Origin of the sequence: Paraburkholderia sp. GAS334 (assembly GCF_050436625.1) — a bacterium.
Lineage (GTDB): Bacteria > Pseudomonadota > Gammaproteobacteria > Burkholderiales > Burkholderiaceae > Paraburkholderia.
This window is the reverse complement of sequence record NZ_JBNDMO010000056.1, coordinates 1-19639: the sequence shown is the minus strand read 5'-3', so window position 1 is coordinate 19639 and position 19639 is coordinate 1. Positions and strand designations below refer to the sequence as shown.

The window sequence follows — 19639 nt, the reverse complement described above, 5'->3', positions numbered from 1 at the left end:
GACATGAACGCAGTGTGCCCGCTGCACGGGCCAACGAAAATCATCGGCACGAATGCGTACGGGTTTCCGGTCTATGCGTGCTGCTGCGACGACGTAACCAATGTGACGCCCCCGGATGCGTGTACGAGGGCACCGACGCAACGCGGACGTGACCCGCAACCCGAACAACCGAAGACGCGGAAAGAATGACACTGACGTTCAAGCCTGCTGCCTGTGTGGTGACGACAGTCCGCAGTATGTGGACCGGCCGCGGCACGGGGTCGGACAGGTTCTTCAGCTCGCCGTAGCCGGACGACGCCTGCGTGAGCCACTTCATCGCGTCGATTCGTTCAGTACCGTGCCAATCGGCGGAATGCCCTGGCCTTGATTCGAGTTTGCAATCAAGTGATGTGCGAAGAAATAGCCGCTCGAAAGCGGCCTGTGCCTGCTCTCCGGTTGACCCCGAGCGCTATGCATACGGGTTGCTGTGCACGCAATGGAATTCGTCGATTACGCGCTTCTTTGCGTCCGCAAGCTCCTGCTCCAGGAGCGCCAGAATACGACGTGCCTTCGTCACGTCGACGCCCGCCAACACCGCCGCGTCGATCCGCGCCTTTGCCCTGGCGACTCCGATGGTCAACCCCTCGGCAATCCCCTCTGCTGCTGTTGGCATTTCTTACCTGGCATAGTGGTTTGCTGGACCGCACGATTGCGGCCTGCTCAGACATATCCTGGTGCCCCGACTGAACAAGCGCGCCGAGTAGCACCAACGTCGTAGACCGACCCTGAACCGCCCTTCAAGCACGCATAACGTCAACCGCAGCTCTTGGGGCGCAACGGCCGTTCCGTTGTGCACCGGTTACGACAAGTCATCGGCCGTTCCGGTCCTTCGCGTCACGCCGAAAGCCGACCTTCCAATGCCCGCTTTCGAGCATGCGTTTATCGCCTGCCGTGTCACGAAACTATGCGGTGACGGTCTTCGATGCGGCGGCCCGTAGAAGCGGGGCCGCCGGCCGAAAATTGATAACTAGCGCGCAGTGGCAAGGCAAGGCGCGTAGAACAGGTGACCGCGCGCCACTTCCCGCAACGTCCGCGACAGCACGACGCTCCAGAGTCCGCCCAGCAGGATTGCGAACAGCACGCCGGCCACGGCGAACGCCTCGAACCCGGTCACCCGATACAGGCTCAGCGTTGCCGCAGTGTAGACGCCGAGCGGGAACGTGAAGCCCCACCAGCCGAGGTTGAACGGCAAGCCTTCGCGGCCGTAGCGCAATGTGAAGAGGAGCGCGACCGCAAACCACCACACGCCCGCGCCCCACAGGATCAGCGAGCCGAGCAGGCCGAAGTCGCGTGCGATGGCGGCAACGTTCGCGAGTGTAGTGCCGGCGAATGCGGCGGGCGCGGCCTGGCCCAGCGTAAGCAGTCCCAGCGCGCCGGTGCCGATCGGGCCGAGAGTCAGCCAGCTGGACGGGCCCAGATCACGATGCGGTAGCTTGTGAATGACCAGCCGGAAGAAGACGACGGTCAGCGCCGAGAAGGCGAGTGGCACCGAAATCGCCCACAGCAGATAGCCTGCGCCGACGACGAGCTGCGCGGTTCGTTCGACCAGGTGCGGGGCAAGCGCCGCGGCACTTGACGCCGCCACTTCGGGCGCCACAATCGGCAGCAGCAGCACGGCTGTAACGCGCTCGAAGGCATGACTCTGCTCGGTGAACATCAGGTACGGCACTCCCACCGCGACAACGATTGCCAGCAGTGCGTCACAGCACCACAACGCATACGCGAGCGAGTAGGCACCTGCGCCGACATGCGGTCCCGCGAAGAGCACGATGCCGTTAATGATCGGCGCGAGACCCATAGGCAAGGTGCCCAGGAACATCGATTGAAGCGGGTGATGCAGCAGGGGTTTGATCGTTTCCGGATAGAAGATCCAGCGCGCGGCGAACATCGCCGTGAACACCGCATAGAGCACGATGTCCACGCACCACAACGAAACGGCGAGTGCGTGCTGGCCCGGAAAGCTCTGCGGCAACGCGGCGAGCACGAGCGACACGATGCCGTTGCCCATTGTCATCGCGAACCAGTTCGGCGTGAACTGGCGAATCTTGTCGGAGAAGTGCTGCGAGAACCTTGCCTCGCGTGCACCAAACTGGCTGGACATAGTCGTCTCCACAGGGAATCGGGACGAACTGATTGTGCGGATTTGCTATCCATATAGAAAATACATCCTTAGTATGGAGCCAATGCCTATTTGATATACAGAAGACGATGAACTTCACCCATCTCGCAGCGTTTTTTTCTGTAGCGGAGACCGGTAGCGTCACCGCCGCGTCGGAGCGGCTTCACGTTAGCCAGCCGGCGCTCACGCGCGAGATCCGCGAACTGGAGGAACGAGTCGGCGTGCCGTTGTTTGACCGGCTCCCGCGCGGCATGCTGCCTACCGAGGCAGGCCGTCTGCTTGCCGATTACGCCGCGCAGATTTTCTCGCTGGCGGAGGCAGCCGAAACCGCGATCGGCGAGTTCGCGGGTTTGACACGCGGGCACCTCGGGCTCGCCGCAAGCCGCACGATTGGCGTTTATCTGCTGCCTGCGGTTCTGGACGAATTCCGGCGGCTATATCCTGGCATAACGGTCGACCTCGCGGTGTCAAACACCGAACACGTCGAGGAGACGGTGCTGGCGCATGAACGGCAGCTTGGGCTGATCGAAGGACCGTACGACGCATCGGTGTTCGACGCGGCCGTCATTGGTCGTGACGAACTGATTGCGGTCGCCGGCGCCAGCCACCCTCTGACGCGCAAGCGCCGCGTCAGCGCAGCGGAGGTCGGCCATGCCGAACTCGTGATGCGTGAACCCGGGTCAGGCACACGCAGGGTAATCGAGGACGCGTATGCCCGGCACGGCTATGAGCTGTCGCCGAAACTGTCGGTGGGCAGCGCTGAGGCGATCAAACGGATGCTGCGCCTTGGCAATACGGTCGCGTGGGTGTCGCGCCAAACGGTCGCCGACGAACTCGCCGCAGGCGTACTGGTGCAGTTGCGGGTGCACGACCTGAAGATCGAGCGGGACCTGAACATGATCTGGCGCAAGGCGCGTGCATTGAGCCCGAGCGCGCGCGCCTTTCGCACGCTCGCCGATCAAATGTTCGAACACGTGATCGTCTAGCGGGCGAGGGGCGTCATCGTGGCGCCTGACGTCGTCGTACGGTTAATTGGTGTCCGTCGGCATGCTGCTAACCGGATCGCGCCGGGGCGCTTCCAGCGAACCGGGCACCGACCCCGTTGACGTACGGGCGCGCACTCTGCGGGTAAGCCCAGCGTAGGCAAAGCTGGCCGCGAGCAAACCGAATCCCAGGCACCTGACGGGCAAACAGTCCAGCAACCAGCCGGCAATGAGGAACGACCACGAAGCTACCGTCCACAACCAGGCTCGATAGCGGCGCGTTCGCCTCGCCGCCAGCAGCCTGATGCACACGGCAAGCGTCGAGGTCAGCGCTGCAAGCGACGCCCAGATCGGATGAATGTTCGTTGCGACGAACCAGCCTGCGTTAAAGAGGCCAGCGTAGGTGGTCCAGCAAAGCGCGCATTTCGGTGCGACGATCTGCAACCCGACGGCGGCGAGTCGTGCGGCTGTCCCGATACCAGGCCGCATGCGGATCGGCGGCATGCAAGCGTCGAGTTCTCGGGCAGAAACACACTCGCAGCCGCGCATTCCCAGGTCCGATGCTTGTGCGTCAGCTGGCCTGGTTGTCGACACCGGAGGGGCCCGCCTCATTCTTTTTCCCATCGACAACGCCAAGATAGTGAGCAAGCTGGTCGACCTGATCGAGAGGAATCGGTGCTCCGAAGCCGTTGCGCATCTTCATGATCTCGGTCTTCCACTCGGGAGTGGTCAGCGCGGGTTGGCGCAGCACCATGCCGGTCGAATGACACATCACGCAGTTGGCGTTCGCGATCTGTGCGCCTTCGCCGGGCGGAAAGAGCGTGCCGCCTGCCGGCAGCGAAACGTCGAGGGCGGCGAAACGTACGGGAGGCACCAGGTCGGCCTGCCGCTGCGCCTGTCCGGCGATCGATTCAGGCAGGTAGTGACTGCCGGTCAGCGCGGCAATGGCACCGACGGCGACAGGGACGGCCCAGAACGCCGCGATACGAACCAGCTTCAAGTTCATGGTTTTTGCCTCGTGTCAGACTACGTTGATATCGACGGATTCAATGACGTTGCGCATGAAGCCCGCGCCGTTCCAGTTCGGTGTATCCGGCTGCGCCTGTCCGGTCGAGTCGATCGCGCGGACCATCAGTGTCCGGCTGCCCGTTTGCGGGAAACTGACCGTCGTCTGCCACTGCCGAAAACTGTAGCGGCCGTAATCGCGGCCCATCGCGGCGTCGGTCCAGTTGCGGCCGCCATCGGACGAAAACTGCACCTTCGCGAGCGCGTTGAGACCGCCGAACGCAATGCCGCGTACGAGCATCGGCTGACCGCGTTGTACTGTGCCCGCAGAGCGCAGATTGGTGAAGAACGATCGGGGCAGCATTGTATTGATGGGCACCTGCTTGAAGTCCTTGTCGCCGGGATGCACGTTGGCAAAATGGTTATCGGGGATGAGGTAGGCCTTGGCGGTCCAGAAGTTGTCGTCGGGCTTGTCAAGCACCTCGATGTCGTGCAGCATCTTGACCCAATAGGTTGCATACCAGCCGGGCACGACAAGCCGCAACGGATAGCCGTTGAGCAGCGGCAGTGGCTCTCCGTTCATCGCATATGCGACCATCACTTCGCCGTCGAGCGCGTGGTCGATCGCGAGCGACTTCATGAATTTCGGCGTCTGCGGAATCACGCCGTTATCGAGGCCGTTCAAGCGTACCTGCACGGCGTTTGCGCCGACACCGGCATGTGTCAGCAAATCCTTCAGCCGCACGCCCGTCCATCGAGCGTTGCCCATCGCGCCGTTCGCCCATTGACCGCCCGGCACGCGGGGACTAAAAAAGCCACGGGAATTCCCCGAGCATTGATTGACTGCCGCAATTTCGAAGCGCGGGAATTTTTTCAAAAGATCGTTCAGCGTCAGGCTGACAGTCCTGTTCACGCGACCCCGGATGTCCAGCCTGAACGCGGCCGGATCCACGGACGTCGGAATGTCCGCAAGGTGCCACCGCACATAGAAGCGGTCGTTTGGCGTAAAGACGCCCTGGTCGAACACCTCGAACGGCGTCTCGATTAACGGCGGCCGCGTTCTCTGCAGTATGACGTTGGACTTCTGCGGAAACGCGGACGTGAGCGGGCGCTCACCATTTTCGAAGGGCAGCATGATGTTATTGCCTGGTGCTGCCCTCCCCGATATGGGATTCGTCAATGCCGCAAGCCCCAGCGCACCGAGGCCACCGAGCAGCCTGCGGCGCTGCTGGAAGATGTCGCGTTCATCGTTCTTCATGGTCATCCTTCTGTCAGGTGTTGAACATCGGCGCAGGCGGGCGCTGCAGATCCGGATCCTGTGTGCCGCGATGATGTGCGGTGTCCGTGTCGAACATGTCAGCAGTAGCGCCGTGCCGGTTCATTGCACCGGCAGCGAGGCGGGACGAATTGAGCGTCACCGAAAGTGAACTGGCGATCATCAACGCGGCTGCCATTGCTGGCGACACGACTCCGGATAACGCGAGCGGCACGGCGAGTAAGTTGTAGATGGCAGCGGCAATGAGGTTCTCCCGCATCACGCGAGCAGTGCGCCGGGCGATCGCCAGCGCGACCTCGAGCTTCTCAATGCCGCCGTCGACCAGCACGATCGACGCCGCGGCGACCGAAGACGCCGTCGCGTTACCTACGGCAATGCCGAGATCGGCCGCAGCGAGCGCGGGCGCATCGTTGAGACCGTCGCCGACGAACGCCACCTTCGTTCCCACTGCCTGCGCAGCGACGATACGACGGGCCTTCTCTTCCGGAGACTGGCCCGCGTACACCTCGTCTGCGTCGATGCCGACAGCGTCGGCAACGCGCAAGCCGACGGCCGTCTCGTCACCCGTCAGCATCGCGAGCGCCGCGCCTGCCGCCCGCAAGGTTGCAAGCGCGCGGCGCGCACCGGCACGCGGTGCGTCCGCGAAATGCAGCGTGCCGCGCCACCGCCCATCGCGCGCGACATGAACCGTCGTATGCGTGGCTGCCGTGTCCGGAACCAGTACGCCGAGCCCGGCGAGAAAGGACGCGCTGCCGGCGAGAATGCGAGAGCCGTCCGCGCCGATCCATTCGACTCCCGCGCCGGGCGTCGCACGGGACGTTCCCGTCGCGCCGTCGACGGTTGCACGGCATGACGACGGTACCAATGATTCGATGGCCTTTGCGAGCGGATGCTCGCTGCCGCGCTCGGCGATCGCCGCGTCGACGAACAGGTCGACGGTGCTCTCGCTGTCGGCACATTGCGACTGGACGAGCCGGGGCGAGCCCTCGGTCAGTGTTCCGGTCTTGTCGAAGCAGAAGAGGTCGATGCGGCCGGCCTTCTCGATCGCCTCGACATCCCGGAACAGCACGCCCGCGCGCGCCGCTCGCCCCGCGCCAGCGGTAAGCGCGAGCGGAACGGCCATGCCGAGTGCACAGGGGCAGGTAATGACGAGCACCGCCACGGCGCGTTCGAGCGCGGCGGCGATGGCCATACCCTCGGCTGCGTTCCACAGCAAGGCGAGTGTCGCGAGCCCGCAGATGGCTGGCACGAGGTAGCGGGTGAACCGTTCGGCGAGTGCCTGGGTCGCCGTCTTGCGCGCGAGCATCTGCCGCACGCTATGCGCGATCAGATCCACGCGACGCTCGCCCCAGGCGCGCTCGACCAACACCAGCAGTTCGCCGTCTCCATTGAGCGCACCGGCTTCGACCACGTCGCCGGGTTCGACGGTTATGAAAGCCGTTTCGCCGGTCAGCAGCGAGCGATCCAGCGACGACACGCCTTGCGCGATGACGCCGTCGAGCGGAACGCGCTCGCCAGGGCACACCCGAACCGCGCTGCCGCGTTCCACTCGCTTGGCAAGGACTTGCGTTTCGGCGCCGAACGCATCGATCAAGTGCGCGGTTTCAGTCGGTAATTCGAGCAGGCTGCGTACGGCGTCGGCCGATTGGCTTCGCACGGTCGTTTCGAGCAGCCTGCCGGCCAGCAGGAAGACCACGATCATTGCGGCGGAATCGAAATAGACGGTCGACTCGCCCCGTATCAACTGCCATACCGAAAGCAGGCAGGACCCGCCGGCCCCGGTCGCGACGAGGACGTCCATGCCAGGCGCTCGAGCGCGCAGCGTGCGCCACGCCGCGCGGAAAAACGGCAGCGCACCGTAGCCGATCACCGGCATGGTGGCGAGCCCCGCAAACAGCGCCAGCCCAAATCGGGCGGCCGGCGAAAGACTGCCCTCGGGCGCAACGTACAGCGCCCATTGCGCCGGCATTACCCACATCGAAAAGAACACGGCAACCACGAGCCGGACCATCAGGTCATGGCGGATTTTGGCGAAATGCGCGCGCCGGTCGTGCCCCGCGCCTTCGGGGATGCACGCGTATCCGAGTTTGGCGACGCGCTGCAGCAAGCGCTCAAGCGACGTCGCGAGCGGGTCCCATTGCAGCGAGGCGGACTCGGCTGCGAAACTGACGCTGGCGGCGAGCACGCCGGGCTGCCGCCGCAGCATGCTTTCCAATGCGTTCGCGCAACTGGTGCACCACATGCCGCGCACATCGAGCAGCGCACTATCTGGAAGGTTCGATTGCATCTTGCGTTTCGTCCGGCTCTACGGCTGCTTCGAGAGTTCGTCGCCGCCTGCCCACGGCGTCGTCCGCGTGCCCAGAGCGGCTCGCTCGCCCTTCACAAGGTCGGCTGTCAGTGCAGCCGACTTGTTGCCGAAGCTCGCGCGAACGTGCGTGGCCACCGCCGCGATTTCCGCGTCGGAAAGGGTCGTGCCAAAGGCGGGCATCGTGCCGTTGAAGGTTGCGCCGGCAACGTCGATCTTGCCGTTGATGCCCAGCAGCAGGATGTGCGCGACGGTCTTCGCGTCGCCGTTTACCCAGGCGGAGCCGGCCAGTGGCGGAAACACGCCGGGCAGGCCGGCGCCGTTCGCCTGATGGCAGGACGCACATCGGCTCGCGAAGATCTGCGCGCCGTCGGCCGCGGCGGGTGCTGCGGCGCTCGTCACGGCGTCGCGGCTGGCGTCTTTGGCGCTGGTCGGCGTAAGGTCCGGATTGAGCAGGAAGTAGCTGACGCCCCAGACTGCCAGCGATGCTCCGACGAGCCCAAGAAGCCAGGGCACAGGATTCGCCTGTTCGATGGGTTCCGCATGCTCCCGTGTATGCATCGTGTCGTGCTGCGTGTCGTGTTTCATTTCGTCACTCCGGATTCAGTGGCGGGAACGGGATACGTGTGATTGAGTGCAGTCAGGTAAGCGACGAGATCGAGCGCCTCCTGCGAGGCGACGACCTGGCCGCCGGCCGGCGCGAATCGCGGCGGCAGCGTCACGACCTTGTCGTTCGGTCCAGGACGCGCGACCACCTTGAAGAGGAACGGATACGACGGCATCACGCTTCCAGGCGTCACACTGCGTGGCTGGTACAGGTGAGCGAGATGCCAGTCGACGCTGGGCTGCCGTGCGCCGATGTTGAACAGATCCGGGCCGGTGCGCGACACGCCCAGCAGGTGCGGGTAGTCGTACGCATAGTCGGCCGATACCGACGGACGGCCCCAGCCGCGCAATGCGTCCGGACCCAGGGTCGCCGCTCGCGGCTGTTGCGAGTGGCAATACACGCAACCCATGTTGACGTATGTCGCGCGGCCGCGCAGTTGTACGATGGTGTACGGCTTGAGCTGTTCGGGCGGCGATTCGTCCTGCAGCTCGCGATACGGCAATGCGACCAGCACGAGCGTGGCGATCGCCAGCATGATCAGCGCGCCGATGACGATAGTGAGAACCCGGTTCATGGTCAGACTCCTGCGGACGGCGCGCCGCCGATAAACGCCTGCCCGGAGCGGATCGTCCCTCGGTCGAGTAGCATCGCGAAGAAGTGCCATGCGAATACGAGGTGCCCGGCGGTCATCAACACGCCACCGAACGTTCTCGCTCTCAGGTAAGGCGTGAGCACGTTGACGGAATCCATGAAGGGCCGCGAGGCATCGAGCATGGCGATACCCTGTAGAACGCCGCCGATGCTCAGGAAAACAAAGTAGATCGCGAAGCCGATCACAGCCAGCCAGAAATGGAGGGCAATCAACTTCGGATAGGGCCACTCCCGCTCCAGTACGCGTGGCATCACGAAATAGATCGACCCGAACATGATCATCGAGTAAAAGCCGTACAGGCCGAGGTGCGCATGCGCGACCTTGTACTGTGTGAAGTGCACGAGTCGATTGAAGAACGGCACGGCTTCGAGCGAGCCTTGCAGCGAAACGAGCGTGTACAGCGCGGCGCCCAGTACGACGAAGCGCAGCGTGGGCGAATAACGCAGCGTCGCGAAGCGCCCGACCACCGTCATGTGCTGATTGACGCCGACCGCGAGGACGGGGATCAGCATCATCACGCTTTGCACGACCGAGACGCTTTGCAGCCATGCTGGCACGGGACCGCCGAGCAGATGGTGAATGCCGGCCTGGCTATAGAACATCGCCAGCGCCCAGAAGCCGACCAGCGAGAGGTTGTACGAATAGATAGGACGGCCGAGCACCTTCGCGATGAAGTAATAGGCCGAAGCAAGACCGAACGGCGTAAGCCACAAGCCAAGCACGTTGTGTGCGAACCACCAGTTGACGATGGCCTGCTCTACGCCGAAATGCACATACGGCACTTTCGCGACGACATACAGGATCGGAAACCAGAGCAGAGCCGCGGCGATGTACCAGACCGACACGTACAGATGATCCACGTTGCGGCGGGATAGCATCAAAAATAGCGGCACGGCTGACAGTGCGCCGCCTAGCGCCAGAAGAATGCCGATCTGCCACGGAATCTCGAGCCACTGCAGGCCGTCCGTCCAGCCCGCGAGTATCGCCACGACACCGGCCGCGACGCCGGCATTCCATAGACCCGCGCCCGCGACGGCGTAGCGCTCGCCGACCAGACGGGTCTTTAGCAGCCGCGGCAGCATCCATAACGAGATGCCCAGGCCTGCCATCGATGCCCAGCCATAGATCACCATATTCAAGTGCGCGGTTCTGATGCGGCCGAACGTCAGCCAGGCCGATTGGACCAGAAAGTCCGGCGACGTCAGCTTTTGCGAGGCGACCAGGCCGGCGAGCGAGCCGAGTACCAGCCACAGGATCGACGACGTGAGAAACGCTAACGCGGCGGCACGGCTCGACCTGTCCTGCGCTTCGCGGGCCAGCAAATCAGGCCGCGTGGGCGCGGCCCGTTGCGCGTCGCCGCGCGTCGCCGAAGCATTGGCATTGCTTTCGGCCCTTTGCAGCGCGCCGCGTTGCGTCGCCGAAATCCCGGGTTCTTCGACCATGCCGAGTTCACCCGTTTCGAATATCACCTGTGCCGCCTCTGGGCCGGCCCGCATCAAACCTCGTGTCTGTGCCCAGATGAACATGAAGAGCCCGAGCACGGAAATGAGAAACGACAGCGCAAGCAATGCGCCGACTGTGAGCGTCATGGCTGAAAGGCCCTCAATTGTTCGAAGAAAAATTGTTAGCGACGGCGGTCACGCTTGTGTGACCTCGGGGGAACTCAGGTGACTTATTCCGTCCGCAAAAATCGCGGTGTACACATTGTTGCCGGTCCCGGCACGTCGGTTGAAAAGCAGTATGGGGCTCGCATTCGCATATGTAATATGCATTTTTGCGATGTAATGCATGCTTTATTGATATGCTTGAGCCGAGCAGCGGCTGCGTGTTTCCACCGGGCATTTCGAATGCGCCGTGGACATGTGAAGTCGCGTTGCACGCCAATCAACCTGCGGACGTCAGCGTGATGTTTTTGAAGGCGCATCGGCGTTGGCATTGCATGACTGCGATGGGTGCGGGAGCAGGTATTGACAGAACGGCGCGACATATCCATTTGGTGTCGGCAGCAATGATTTCGCGCTCGGAAGCAGACCTTCGCAAGGCGAGTCTGGGGGCCGACACGAACGGCCGTTATGGCCGACGACGCGACCTTCATCCCCGCGATTTCAACGGCTGCTTCCAGGGCGCAACCGACGCCTGAAAGTCCAAACCCCGTTGCCAGCGAAGGTCACTTCCTGGCCGCGTTCTGCCTCATGCAAAAGGCATACGTAACCTGAACCGCGCAAGTCTGTGATCGGCAGCACGCGCCCTCTCCGGCCGTTGGAGCCAGCGCGACGTGAACGGCGGCTTCCCAGGTCCAGCGGTCATTCGTGCACGCGTGCTGCCCGTCAAGTCATCGGCCGCCGTTCGGATAACCACGAATTTATCGCCCGCGAGTGGCGGCTTACGCGACGACCATATGATCTGCTCGCTTCCGACCGAGGCTGTGCGAAAACGCAAAACTACTCGGTTTTCGGGTGTCGCTTCACCCTTCCCGAGGTGCTGCCAAGCCGATATGGCGCGATCTGAAGGGTCGATTTTTTCGAACACCATGTTCGGCATGCGTTTCACACAGCCTCGACCCATCTCCGACACTCGAGAATCGAAAACTGGATACCGTAGAGCAGCCTTTGAGCGACCGCTTATAGGCGTCGGCACTGTCGTTGGCCCAACGCAGTCTGATCTATGACGCGCGCCAAAGCGCGTGACGGAACCCATTGGCCTCCCTGTGCAATGAATCGGGAAGTTGCGTCGACGACCGTCTGGTTGCTGTCATCATCGAACACGGCAAAAACAGATGCGACGTCCGACTCCACGAGGGCAAATTGCTGCTTTTCGAATCTGCCCGGGTCAATGCGGCCTTCAGCATCGAAAGTGAGAATGGAAAACGTGTTCCGGACGACGCGCACCGGATTTCTGGCCGAAAGCTCGACCACGACGCTGGCCATTCGCGCTCGTTGCCCCGCAAAAACGGGCAGACAGTGGCTTGCCGGATCTCGCAACATCCGGTCGAACCTGGTGCCTGACAGCCGCCAGAGGGTATCGTCACGAGCGATCAGAAACGTTCGGCAAGAAAAACCCATGGTTCTGCCCCTTGCATCAACGGTGATGCTCACCACGCCCGGCAAGATCCCGCAACGTGCCTTCCCGTCGGGAGATTCGCCCCTGTACCTTACACCGCGCGCATGACCAGGCTTCGTGTCGTCTCGGTCGATGTCCGGCTCCGCTGGACCTTTCCTCCACGTGAAGCACGTCGCGGTCATCGGGCTCGTGGAGTCGAAGTCAGTCGCGGAGGCGATCACCGTTGCGTGGAACCACGCCACGGGCGTGGCCGCGCCGCGCTGACGGCCACGCGCGCCCTTCTCGTTCAGAAAGTGTCCTGCGTTAATGAATGCATGACTACGGTCGGAATGAAGCGAGTAAGGAACGCCTCAGCGCGAGGATGGAAGCGCTTGCCTCTTGACGTCTCACTGCATGATCTCGCCGCTCCATCGATCACGGTTGGCCCAGAACGGACACTGCGTACATTTTTCGCCTTCCGGATAGTCAATGCCTTCCTCATACGGGCAGCCGATGATGCGATCGACGGCCACCACCGATTTGGCACCATGCTGATCGATGAATCGAACGATTGCTTCGGTGACTTCTGGATCGGTTCTCGCATCGGTTGTTTTGCGGAACCACCGCTCAACAGGGTCCGCGTCAGCACCTTCGTGCGCGACGATGCCAACAGAGACCTTCGTCGCCCTCGTGTCGTCTGGCCCGTAGAAGGCAATCGTTGCCACCGGATAGCCACAGAAGCCTTTGCCACGTATTTTCGCAAACTTGTCCCGGTACCACTGGGCCTTGAATGTCATGCCCCCACCCACGCATGCCTTGCCGGGTGCCGTAAGCGGCGTCACCAAAGTACACAAAGCGTCCCACGTTTTTACGCCTTCACCGTCCGCTCGACAAGCGGGTTCGGGAAGTAATGGCTGCGTGGGCCGAGCAAGGGACGTTTGAAGCATAGGCGCGAGCGACCGCGATGGAATGACTCACACCGGTCGGTGATCGGCGGTAGTTCGCCATGAAGGGACGTTCAAAGGAGCAGCGTTGAACGTCCGTAGGTCGGCCCAACGAGACACTCTGCCATTTAGTCGTTTGTAACAAACGCGCCAACTGATTTTCGCCGCGCGGGCGGGAGCCGCCATCGGCATCCCATCTCGTATGACTCAGGTTTTGATACCCTTTCATGGTGGGTCGTGTTTCTTTTGGCAGAATTCGGAGATTCGCGGGGACGGCCTTGAAGGTTGGCCAGCCGGCGGTAGAGCCGGGGCGAACTTCCGTGAGTTAATACGTAGCAATCAGGTTGTCCTACAGCAGATGAAAAGACAGTTCACAAGACATGTGCAACGCAGCGGACAGGCATACTCCGGACGGTTGGTCCACCCCACAATTCGGTCGGACCAGGCGCAAACGGAGATTCGCCCAGTTCGCACTGGGTCGGGGTGCCTGCTGGTCGATTCCGCAGCCGCTTTCCTCGAAAACAGGCGGCTTCAGCGCTTGCTGCAACAGTTCGATGAGGACGGGCGTTTTTGACTGCTCCCGAAATTCTCGCGCCACACCTGACGCCCGGTGGTCATCTACTTGCGGTGCCGGAAGACGCCGCGCCATTATTGGCTGATGAAATACGACTGCGGCTAGGCAGTTCCTTTGCGCTTGGCGCGGGGCATGGCCTGCTGCATCTGGGAACGGCGGAAATCGGCCGCATTTTGCCGCCCGCATGGGCCTGGTGGCGTGATTTTGCCTCGCGCTACGTCACAGCCTTGTGCGCCACGCCCGAAGGCGGCGAGATCGCGATCGTCACGCCTGCTACCGAGGATTTTGATGCCTTGATTGCCGATGCGCCGCCGATGACGGGCGGGGAGTATCTAACTCCAGATGTGCTGGCCACGCTGTGGGGCGAGATCAATACCGCCTTGCACCAGGAACTGGCGACCGCAAAAGTCTCGCTCCAGGATTTCCTCAAGTTGCGCCACCCGGCCTGGAATCTCGTCGGCCGCGTCCATTTCAACCTAGCTGAGAACCGCAAGGACCCGGAGTCACCGTTCGCCTTCCTTGCGACTTACACCTCGCGCCTGTCGGCCCATGGCAAAGCGCAACACCAGCCACTGTCGCAAGCCCTCGCGGAATTTTCGGGAGCCAGGAGCAATGCGCAGCTCTTGTCGCTACTGCTGCCGGTGCAGCGCGCCGCGGAACACTGCGATTGGCTTCGCGAAATGGTGGATACCGGCGAGATATACCATCCGCTGCGCTGGACGCCGCTTGACGCCCACCGCTTTCTCTCGGACCTGTCCAAACTCGAAGCCGCCGGGATTGTCGTACGCACGCCAAGCGTCTGGCAGGCGGGGCGCCCTGCTCGTCCCGTTGTGAGAGCCAGCGTCGGAGCACGACCACCTTCGCTCCTGGGCAAGGACGCGTTGCTCGATTTCAGCATGGAGGTCTCCCTCGACGGCGAGCGTCTCAGCGCCTCCGAGGTCAGGGATCTGCTCAAAGGCGCCGACGGCTTGCAACTCATCCGTGGTCGCTGGGTCGAGGTGGACAACAAAAAGCTCAGTCGCCTCCTGAAGCGATTCGAGGCCATGGAAAAGGCGGCGAAAACCGGTCTGCCATTTAATGAGGCCCTACGCCTCCTGGCGGGTGTTTCGCTCGACGATAGCGGCGACCCCGCTGACCGCGACTGGTCGCAGCTTGTTGCAGGGCCATGGCTGGCCGATATCTTGCAGGAGTTGCGTCAGCCGGAGGGGTTGGCGCAGATCAGCCCGGGACCGGAACTCAAGGCCAGCCTGCGGCCCTACCAACAGGCCGGCGTGCGGTGGTTGTACCTGCTCACCCGGCTCGGACTGGGCGCGTGCCTGGCGGACGATATGGGCCTGGGCAAGACCATGCAGGTACTCTCGCTGCTGCTCGTGCTGAAGCGCGAAAGCGCCGAGGCGCGGCCCAGCCTGCTGGTCGCCCCCGCATCGCTGCTGGCCAACTGGGCGGCAGAGGCCGAGCGCTTCGCCCCCGGCTTGCGCTTGCTGATCGCCCATCCGTCGGCCATGCCGGCGGCCGATTTGCGTGCGCTGGACGCCGCGCGGCTTGCGGACATCGATCTCGTCGTCACCAGCTTTGGTTCGCTTCTTCGCCAGCCGGTACTGGGGACCATCCAATGGCGCGTCGCCGTCGTCGATGAAGCGCAGGCGATCAAGAATCCGGGCGCCAAGCAAACGCGACAGGTCAAGCAGCTCCATGCACAATCGCGCATCGCGCTGACCGGAACCCCCGTGGAAAACCGCCTGTCCGATCTGTGGTCCATTTTCGATTTCACCCACCCCGGTTTGCTGGGCTCGGACAAAGTCTTCGCCAACTTCACCAAGCGGCTGGCGAAGGCCGAGCATTTCGGCCCGCTGCGCACGCTCGTACGTCCCTACATCCTGCGCCGCCTGAAGACCGACAAGCGGGTAATCGACGATCTTCCGGACAAGACCGAACTCAAGGCCTGGTGCCACCTGAGCCCGAGCCAGGCGGCGCTTTATCAGCGTGCGGTGAAGGATCTGGCCGCCGCGCTTGAACACGCCGAAGGCATCGGTCGCAAGGGTGTGGTGCTGAGCTTCCTCATGCGCTTCAAACAGATATGCAACCATCCCTCGCAATGGCTGGGCGACGCGGCATGGAAGGCGGAAGACAGCGGCAAGTTCGCCCGCCTGCGCCAGCTGGCCGAAGTCATTGCCGCCAAGCAGGAAAAGGTGCTGGTATTCACCCAGTTCCGCGAGACCACTGAGCCGCTGGCGGCATTTCTGGGTTCAATCTTTGGTCGCGAAGGTCTGGTGCTCCATGGCGGCACTCCGGTAGCCAAACGCCGCGAACTGGTCAAGCGATTCCAGGAAGATGAGCTGACACCCTTCTTCGTGCTCTCGCTAAAGGCAGGTGGGGCGGGGTTGAATCTCACCGCCGCTTCCCATGTGATCCACTACGACCGCTGGTGGAACCCGGCCGTGGAAAATCAGGCGACTGACCGTGCGTTTCGTATCGGCCAGCAGAGGAACGTCCTGGTGCACAAGTTTATCTGCCGTGGCACGATCGAGGACCGTATCGACCAGTTGATCGAAGCGAAGCAGCAATTGGTGAAGGATGTGCTGGAGGGCGGCGCGGAACTCCTGCTCACCGAGATGAGCGATCGCGAATTGCTCGATCTCGTGAAGCTCGACGTTCATGCCGCGCAAGAAAACTGATCGTCAGGAGGAAGCGTAATGGGTTACGGGGGATGGAAGCCCTATATCTCGGTCGCCGAGCGCAGGAAAAAGGCTGAACTGGCCGCCACCAAGGCGAAGAAGGCTGGTGTGGTCCTGTCGCCAATCGCGTCGTATCGCGGCGCCATCGCCAAGACCTTCTGGGGCAAGGCCTGGTGCGACAATCTGGAAGGCTACAGCGACTATGCCAACCGTCTGCCGCGCGGCCGTACCTATGTGCGCAACGGTTCCGTGATCGACCTTCAGATTACGGCAGGCGAAGTCCGCGCGCAGGTAATGGGTTCAAGCCTCTACGCGGTCACCGTGACCGTGACGGCGAGTCCTGAAAAGCAATGGCGAGCAATCGGAGTCGATTGCTCGGGGTCGATCGATTCGATCGTGGAACTCTTGCAGGGCAAGCTCTCGACAGCCGTGATGGAGCGCATCTGCAAACCTGGCACCGGTCTTTTCCCGGTGCCAACGGAAATCAAGTTCAAATGCAGTTGTCCGGACTGGGCGTCAATGTGCAAGCACGTTGCTGCCGTGCTCTACGGCGTCGGCGCGCGGCTCGACCAACAGCCGGAGTTGCTTTTCGCCTTGCGCCGCGTCGATGCCAATGATCTCGTCAAGCAGGCCGGCGCCGGACTTCACAAATCCACAAAACGACCGGCTACCGGCAAGGTGCTCGACGACGCGCTGGTGGCCGATGTGTTTGACATCGAGATGGCCGAAGCTTACCCACCGGTGAAGCCTGCTGCCGGACGTAACAAGCCATCGGCAGGTAAGGTGACGGCGAAGAAGGTGGCCAAGTCGGCTGTCTCGACAATTCGGAAGCCACCTGCGACCGCGAAGACTGTGGCGGACAATAAATCGGTAACAACGAAGTTGCCAGTCAAGCCATCTGCTGGGCCACGTAAATCAACATCTAGCAACGTTGTTGCCGGTAAAGCAAACGTGGCGAACTTGCCTGCGACGCCGAAAAAGGCTGCAACAAGGAAGCGCACCAGTGCTCGACCGGTGAAAGGTAAGTTCCGCTAAAGTCCGATTTCATCTCGCATGGCTACGCGGGAAGCGATTGACGTCGATGAATGAAATTCTTTTCATCGGGAAACCCCGGCGCCTGGTGAAGTCTCCCGATCATGTTGAACGTCAGCGGACGTATCCGGTTCAGGATTTCACAGACCAGATTGACGGTATTTTCAATACTTGAACGACCGCTTCGTGAACATTGCGAACGGCCGTAATGGCCGATCACTTGCGAGCATGACCGTCGGGGGAAGGTGCGTTGTCTGGGCGGAGCCGACGCTCGAATGTCCGTCTGAGAGCTCGATCGAACGACTGTTGTAGATGGCCGGTCACTGCCTGTCGTCGATCGGTGGCACGCGACCTGAGCGGTCGGTCAGGATCCTCGACAACGGACATTCACATGCGTCAGTGATTTACCTCCCTAAGCACGTCTATGAACGCCCGCAGACCAGCAGGCACGTGGCGATGCCCGGGATAGTACAGGCAGAGCCCCGGGATGAACGGGCACCAATCTTCCAGCACGGTAACCAGCCGGCCGTCGTCCAGCCAGTCGCGGGCCGTGGACTCCGGTACATACGCGAGGCCCAAACCATCGGACGCGGCCTCAACCATCAGACCGTTGTGATCCAGCGTGAGCATACCGGGAACATCGATCGCCACTTCCTGCCCGTGCTTGCGGAACTCCCAGCGGTAGCGCTTGCCGCTCGGCAGGCGCTGGCGAATGCAGTCGTGGCTACGAAGGTCGTCGGGCGTGATGAGTGGTGTTCGTCCCGCGAGATACGAAGGCGCTGCAACGACTACGAAGCGAAGATCGTCGCTGATGCGCACCGCCACCATATCGCGCGGGACCGACTCGCCGAGCCGTACGCCGGCATCGAAACCTTGCTCGACGATATCGACGAGCCGTCCCTCCGCGACCAGATCCAGCGCCATGCCAGGGTAGCGCTTCAGAAAACGCGGCACCACCGTTTTCAACAACAGCCGCGCCGCACTCTCGTTGGCATTGATCCTGAGCGTGCCGCTCGGATTGCCGCGCGCATCGGCGACGGCATCCAGTGCCTCGTCAAGATCGCGGAGCACGGGCGCAAGCCGCGCGAGCAATGCTTCGCCGGCTTCTGTCGGCGACACGCTACGCGTCGTGCGGTTGAGCAGGCGCACCCCCAATTCGCGCTCCAAGGCGAGCATGGCGTGACTTAGCGAGGAGCGCGAAACGCCGAGTGCATCGGCGGCACGGCGGAAACTCCGATGCGCTGCGACAGTGGAAAACGCGGTGAGATCGGCAAGTGTCGGCTTGGTCATTGGTGGCGAATTTTCACGGGCTCATACGCACTATAGAGACTTCTCTGACCAATGACAGGTAGCTAGACTGGTAATCAGGCAATGCCATTCCATCCACTTTATGGAGAGACACACCATGATGAAGACCTGGTTTATCACCGGCACGTCGTCAGGCCTCGGCCGACTACTCGCCGAGCGCCTGCTGCAACGCGGCGATCGGGTCGTCGCGACGCTGCGGCGCGAGGGGGCGCTCAATGAGCTGAAAAAACAGTATGACGACCGGTTGCATGTGCTGACATTCGATGTCACCGACATCCGCGCTGTGCACTCGAATATTGCTGCCGCATTCGAAGCGATGGGCCGTATCGACGTGGTCGTGAACAACGCGGGCTACGGGTTATTCGGCGCAGCCGAGGAAGTGACTGATGAACAGATTGACCGGCAGATCGCCACCAATCTCACCGGATCGATTCAGGTCATCCGTGCCGCGCTGCCTCACCTGCGGCGCCAGGGCGGCGGCCGGATCGTTCAGGTCTCGTCCGAAGGTGGACAGATCGCTTACCCGAATTTCAGCCTCTATCACGCTACGAAATGGGGCATCGAAGGTTTCGTCGAGTCAGTAGCGAAGGAGGTGGCACCATTCGGCATCGACTTCGTGATCGTGGAGCCGGGGCCGACGAGCACGCAGTTCGGTGCCGGTCTCGATCATGCGGTGCCGATGCCCGAGTACGACGATACCCCGGCGGGCGACGTCAGGCGGGCGATTGCGTCCAACAGCTTTGCAATTCGGGGCGATGCAGGCGAGACGGTCGCCGCAATGATCGTCGCGGCTGACTCGGCACATCCGCCGTTACGCCTGACGCTTGGCGGCGGTGCCTACGACTCGATCAGGGCTGCGTTGGCTGAGCGCCTGAGGGTGCTCGAAGCACAGAAGGACATCGCGTTTTCAGCCGACTCGATAAGCTAAGCGGACCGGCGCAGAGGGGCGCGCTGACGCAATAGCTGCATGATGCCCGTCCCAGATCGACCCGGAGCCGCCGTTCGATTTTCCGCAAAGCAGTCCTTCGAGAGACTGGGTAAAATACGGTTGACAGCCTCTATTTCGGGCATAAGCCCTTCG

Annotated in this window: 17 protein-coding genes; 5 read left to right on the top strand and 12 right to left on the bottom strand. The window is 62.3% G+C overall.

Annotation, left to right across the window (positions count from 1 at the left end):
* Positions 1–448: 448 nt before the first annotated feature.
* The gene (locus P3T21_RS37030; protein WP_429260821.1) at positions 449–652 is read right to left on the bottom strand and encodes a hypothetical protein; all 204 of its coding nucleotides are present in this window, start codon (positions 650–652) and stop codon (positions 449–451) included.
* A gap of 354 nt (positions 653–1006) precedes the next feature.
* Complete coding sequence (locus tag P3T21_RS37025) at positions 1007–2140, bottom strand: TDT family transporter (RefSeq protein WP_429260820.1); 1134 nt, start codon at positions 2138–2140, stop codon at positions 1007–1009.
* Positions 2141–2247: 107 nt separating this feature from the next.
* Here P3T21_RS37025 and P3T21_RS37020 point away from each other — a divergent pair, with 107 nt between their 5' ends.
* The gene (locus P3T21_RS37020) at positions 2248–3144 is read left to right on the top strand and encodes a LysR family transcriptional regulator (RefSeq protein WP_429260819.1); all 897 of its coding nucleotides are present in this window, start codon (positions 2248–2250) and stop codon (positions 3142–3144) included.
* Between the two features lie 42 nt (positions 3145–3186).
* Here the strand turns inward: P3T21_RS37020 and P3T21_RS37015 are convergent, their stop codons facing one another.
* From P3T21_RS37015 to P3T21_RS36980, 8 genes are all read right to left on the bottom strand, one after another.
* Complete coding sequence (locus P3T21_RS37015; RefSeq protein ID WP_429260818.1) at positions 3187–3645, bottom strand: hypothetical protein; 459 nt, start codon at positions 3643–3645, stop codon at positions 3187–3189.
* A 67-nt stretch (positions 3646–3712) separates the two neighbouring features.
* Positions 3713–4147 (bottom strand): c-type cytochrome, encoded by a 435-nt coding sequence (locus P3T21_RS37010; protein WP_429260817.1) that lies wholly within the window; start codon positions 4145–4147, stop codon positions 3713–3715.
* A 15-nt stretch (positions 4148–4162) separates the two neighbouring features.
* Positions 4163–5404, bottom strand: coding sequence for a molybdopterin-dependent oxidoreductase (locus P3T21_RS37005; RefSeq protein ID WP_429260816.1), 1242 nt, complete (start codon positions 5402–5404; stop codon positions 4163–4165).
* A gap of 13 nt (positions 5405–5417) precedes the next feature.
* Positions 5418–7709: a heavy metal translocating P-type ATPase gene (locus P3T21_RS37000; RefSeq protein ID WP_429260815.1), complete on the bottom strand. Its 2292-nt coding sequence runs from the start codon at positions 7707–7709 to the stop codon at positions 5418–5420.
* Positions 7710–7727: 18 nt separating this feature from the next.
* On the bottom strand, positions 7728–8315 hold the full coding sequence (locus P3T21_RS36995) for a c-type cytochrome (RefSeq protein WP_429260814.1): 588 nt from the start codon (positions 8313–8315) through the stop codon (positions 7728–7730).
* Positions 8312–8908, bottom strand: coding sequence for a cbb3-type cytochrome c oxidase subunit II (locus tag P3T21_RS36990; RefSeq protein ID WP_429260813.1), 597 nt, complete (start codon positions 8906–8908; stop codon positions 8312–8314). Before P3T21_RS36990 ends, P3T21_RS36995 begins: the two co-directional genes overlap by 4 nt.
* A gap of 2 nt (positions 8909–8910) precedes the next feature.
* Entirely contained in the window at positions 8911–10575 is a 1665-nt protein-coding gene (locus tag P3T21_RS36985) for a cbb3-type cytochrome c oxidase subunit I (RefSeq protein ID WP_429260812.1), read from the bottom strand.
* A 1032-nt stretch (positions 10576–11607) separates the two neighbouring features.
* Positions 11608–11913, bottom strand: coding sequence for a hypothetical protein (locus P3T21_RS36980; protein ID WP_429260811.1), 306 nt, complete (start codon positions 11911–11913; stop codon positions 11608–11610).
* Positions 11914–12178: 265 nt separating this feature from the next.
* Here P3T21_RS36980 and P3T21_RS36975 point away from each other — a divergent pair, with 265 nt between their 5' ends.
* Positions 12179–12310 carry a hypothetical protein gene (locus tag P3T21_RS36975; RefSeq protein WP_429260810.1) on the top strand — a complete coding sequence of 44 codons (132 nt, stop codon included), beginning with the start codon at positions 12179–12181 and terminating at the stop codon, positions 12308–12310.
* A 122-nt stretch (positions 12311–12432) separates the two neighbouring features.
* Here P3T21_RS36975 and P3T21_RS36970 read toward each other — a convergent pair whose 3' ends face one another.
* The gene (locus P3T21_RS36970; RefSeq protein WP_429260822.1) at positions 12433–12867 is read right to left on the bottom strand and encodes a hypothetical protein; all 435 of its coding nucleotides are present in this window, start codon (positions 12865–12867) and stop codon (positions 12433–12435) included.
* A 672-nt stretch (positions 12868–13539) separates the two neighbouring features.
* Here P3T21_RS36970 and P3T21_RS36965 point away from each other — a divergent pair.
* Together P3T21_RS36965 and P3T21_RS36960 are read left to right on the top strand one after the other, a co-directional pair.
* The gene (locus P3T21_RS36965) at positions 13540–16218 is read left to right on the top strand and encodes a DEAD/DEAH box helicase (RefSeq protein ID WP_429260809.1); all 2679 of its coding nucleotides are present in this window, start codon (positions 13540–13542) and stop codon (positions 16216–16218) included.
* 18 nt (positions 16219–16236) lie between these two features.
* The gene (locus tag P3T21_RS36960; protein WP_429260808.1) at positions 16237–17253 is read left to right on the top strand and encodes a hypothetical protein; all 1017 of its coding nucleotides are present in this window, start codon (positions 16237–16239) and stop codon (positions 17251–17253) included.
* A 393-nt stretch (positions 17254–17646) separates the two neighbouring features.
* On the opposite strand, the gene P3T21_RS36955 is transcribed toward P3T21_RS36960, so the two are convergent.
* Positions 17647–18540 (bottom strand): LysR family transcriptional regulator, encoded by an 894-nt coding sequence (locus tag P3T21_RS36955; protein ID WP_429260807.1) that lies wholly within the window; start codon positions 18538–18540, stop codon positions 17647–17649.
* A gap of 115 nt (positions 18541–18655) precedes the next feature.
* Between P3T21_RS36955 and P3T21_RS36950 the strand changes: the two genes are divergently transcribed.
* Positions 18656–19486, top strand: coding sequence for an SDR family oxidoreductase (locus P3T21_RS36950; RefSeq protein ID WP_429260806.1), 831 nt, complete (start codon positions 18656–18658; stop codon positions 19484–19486).
* Positions 19487–19639: the final 153 nt, after the last annotated feature.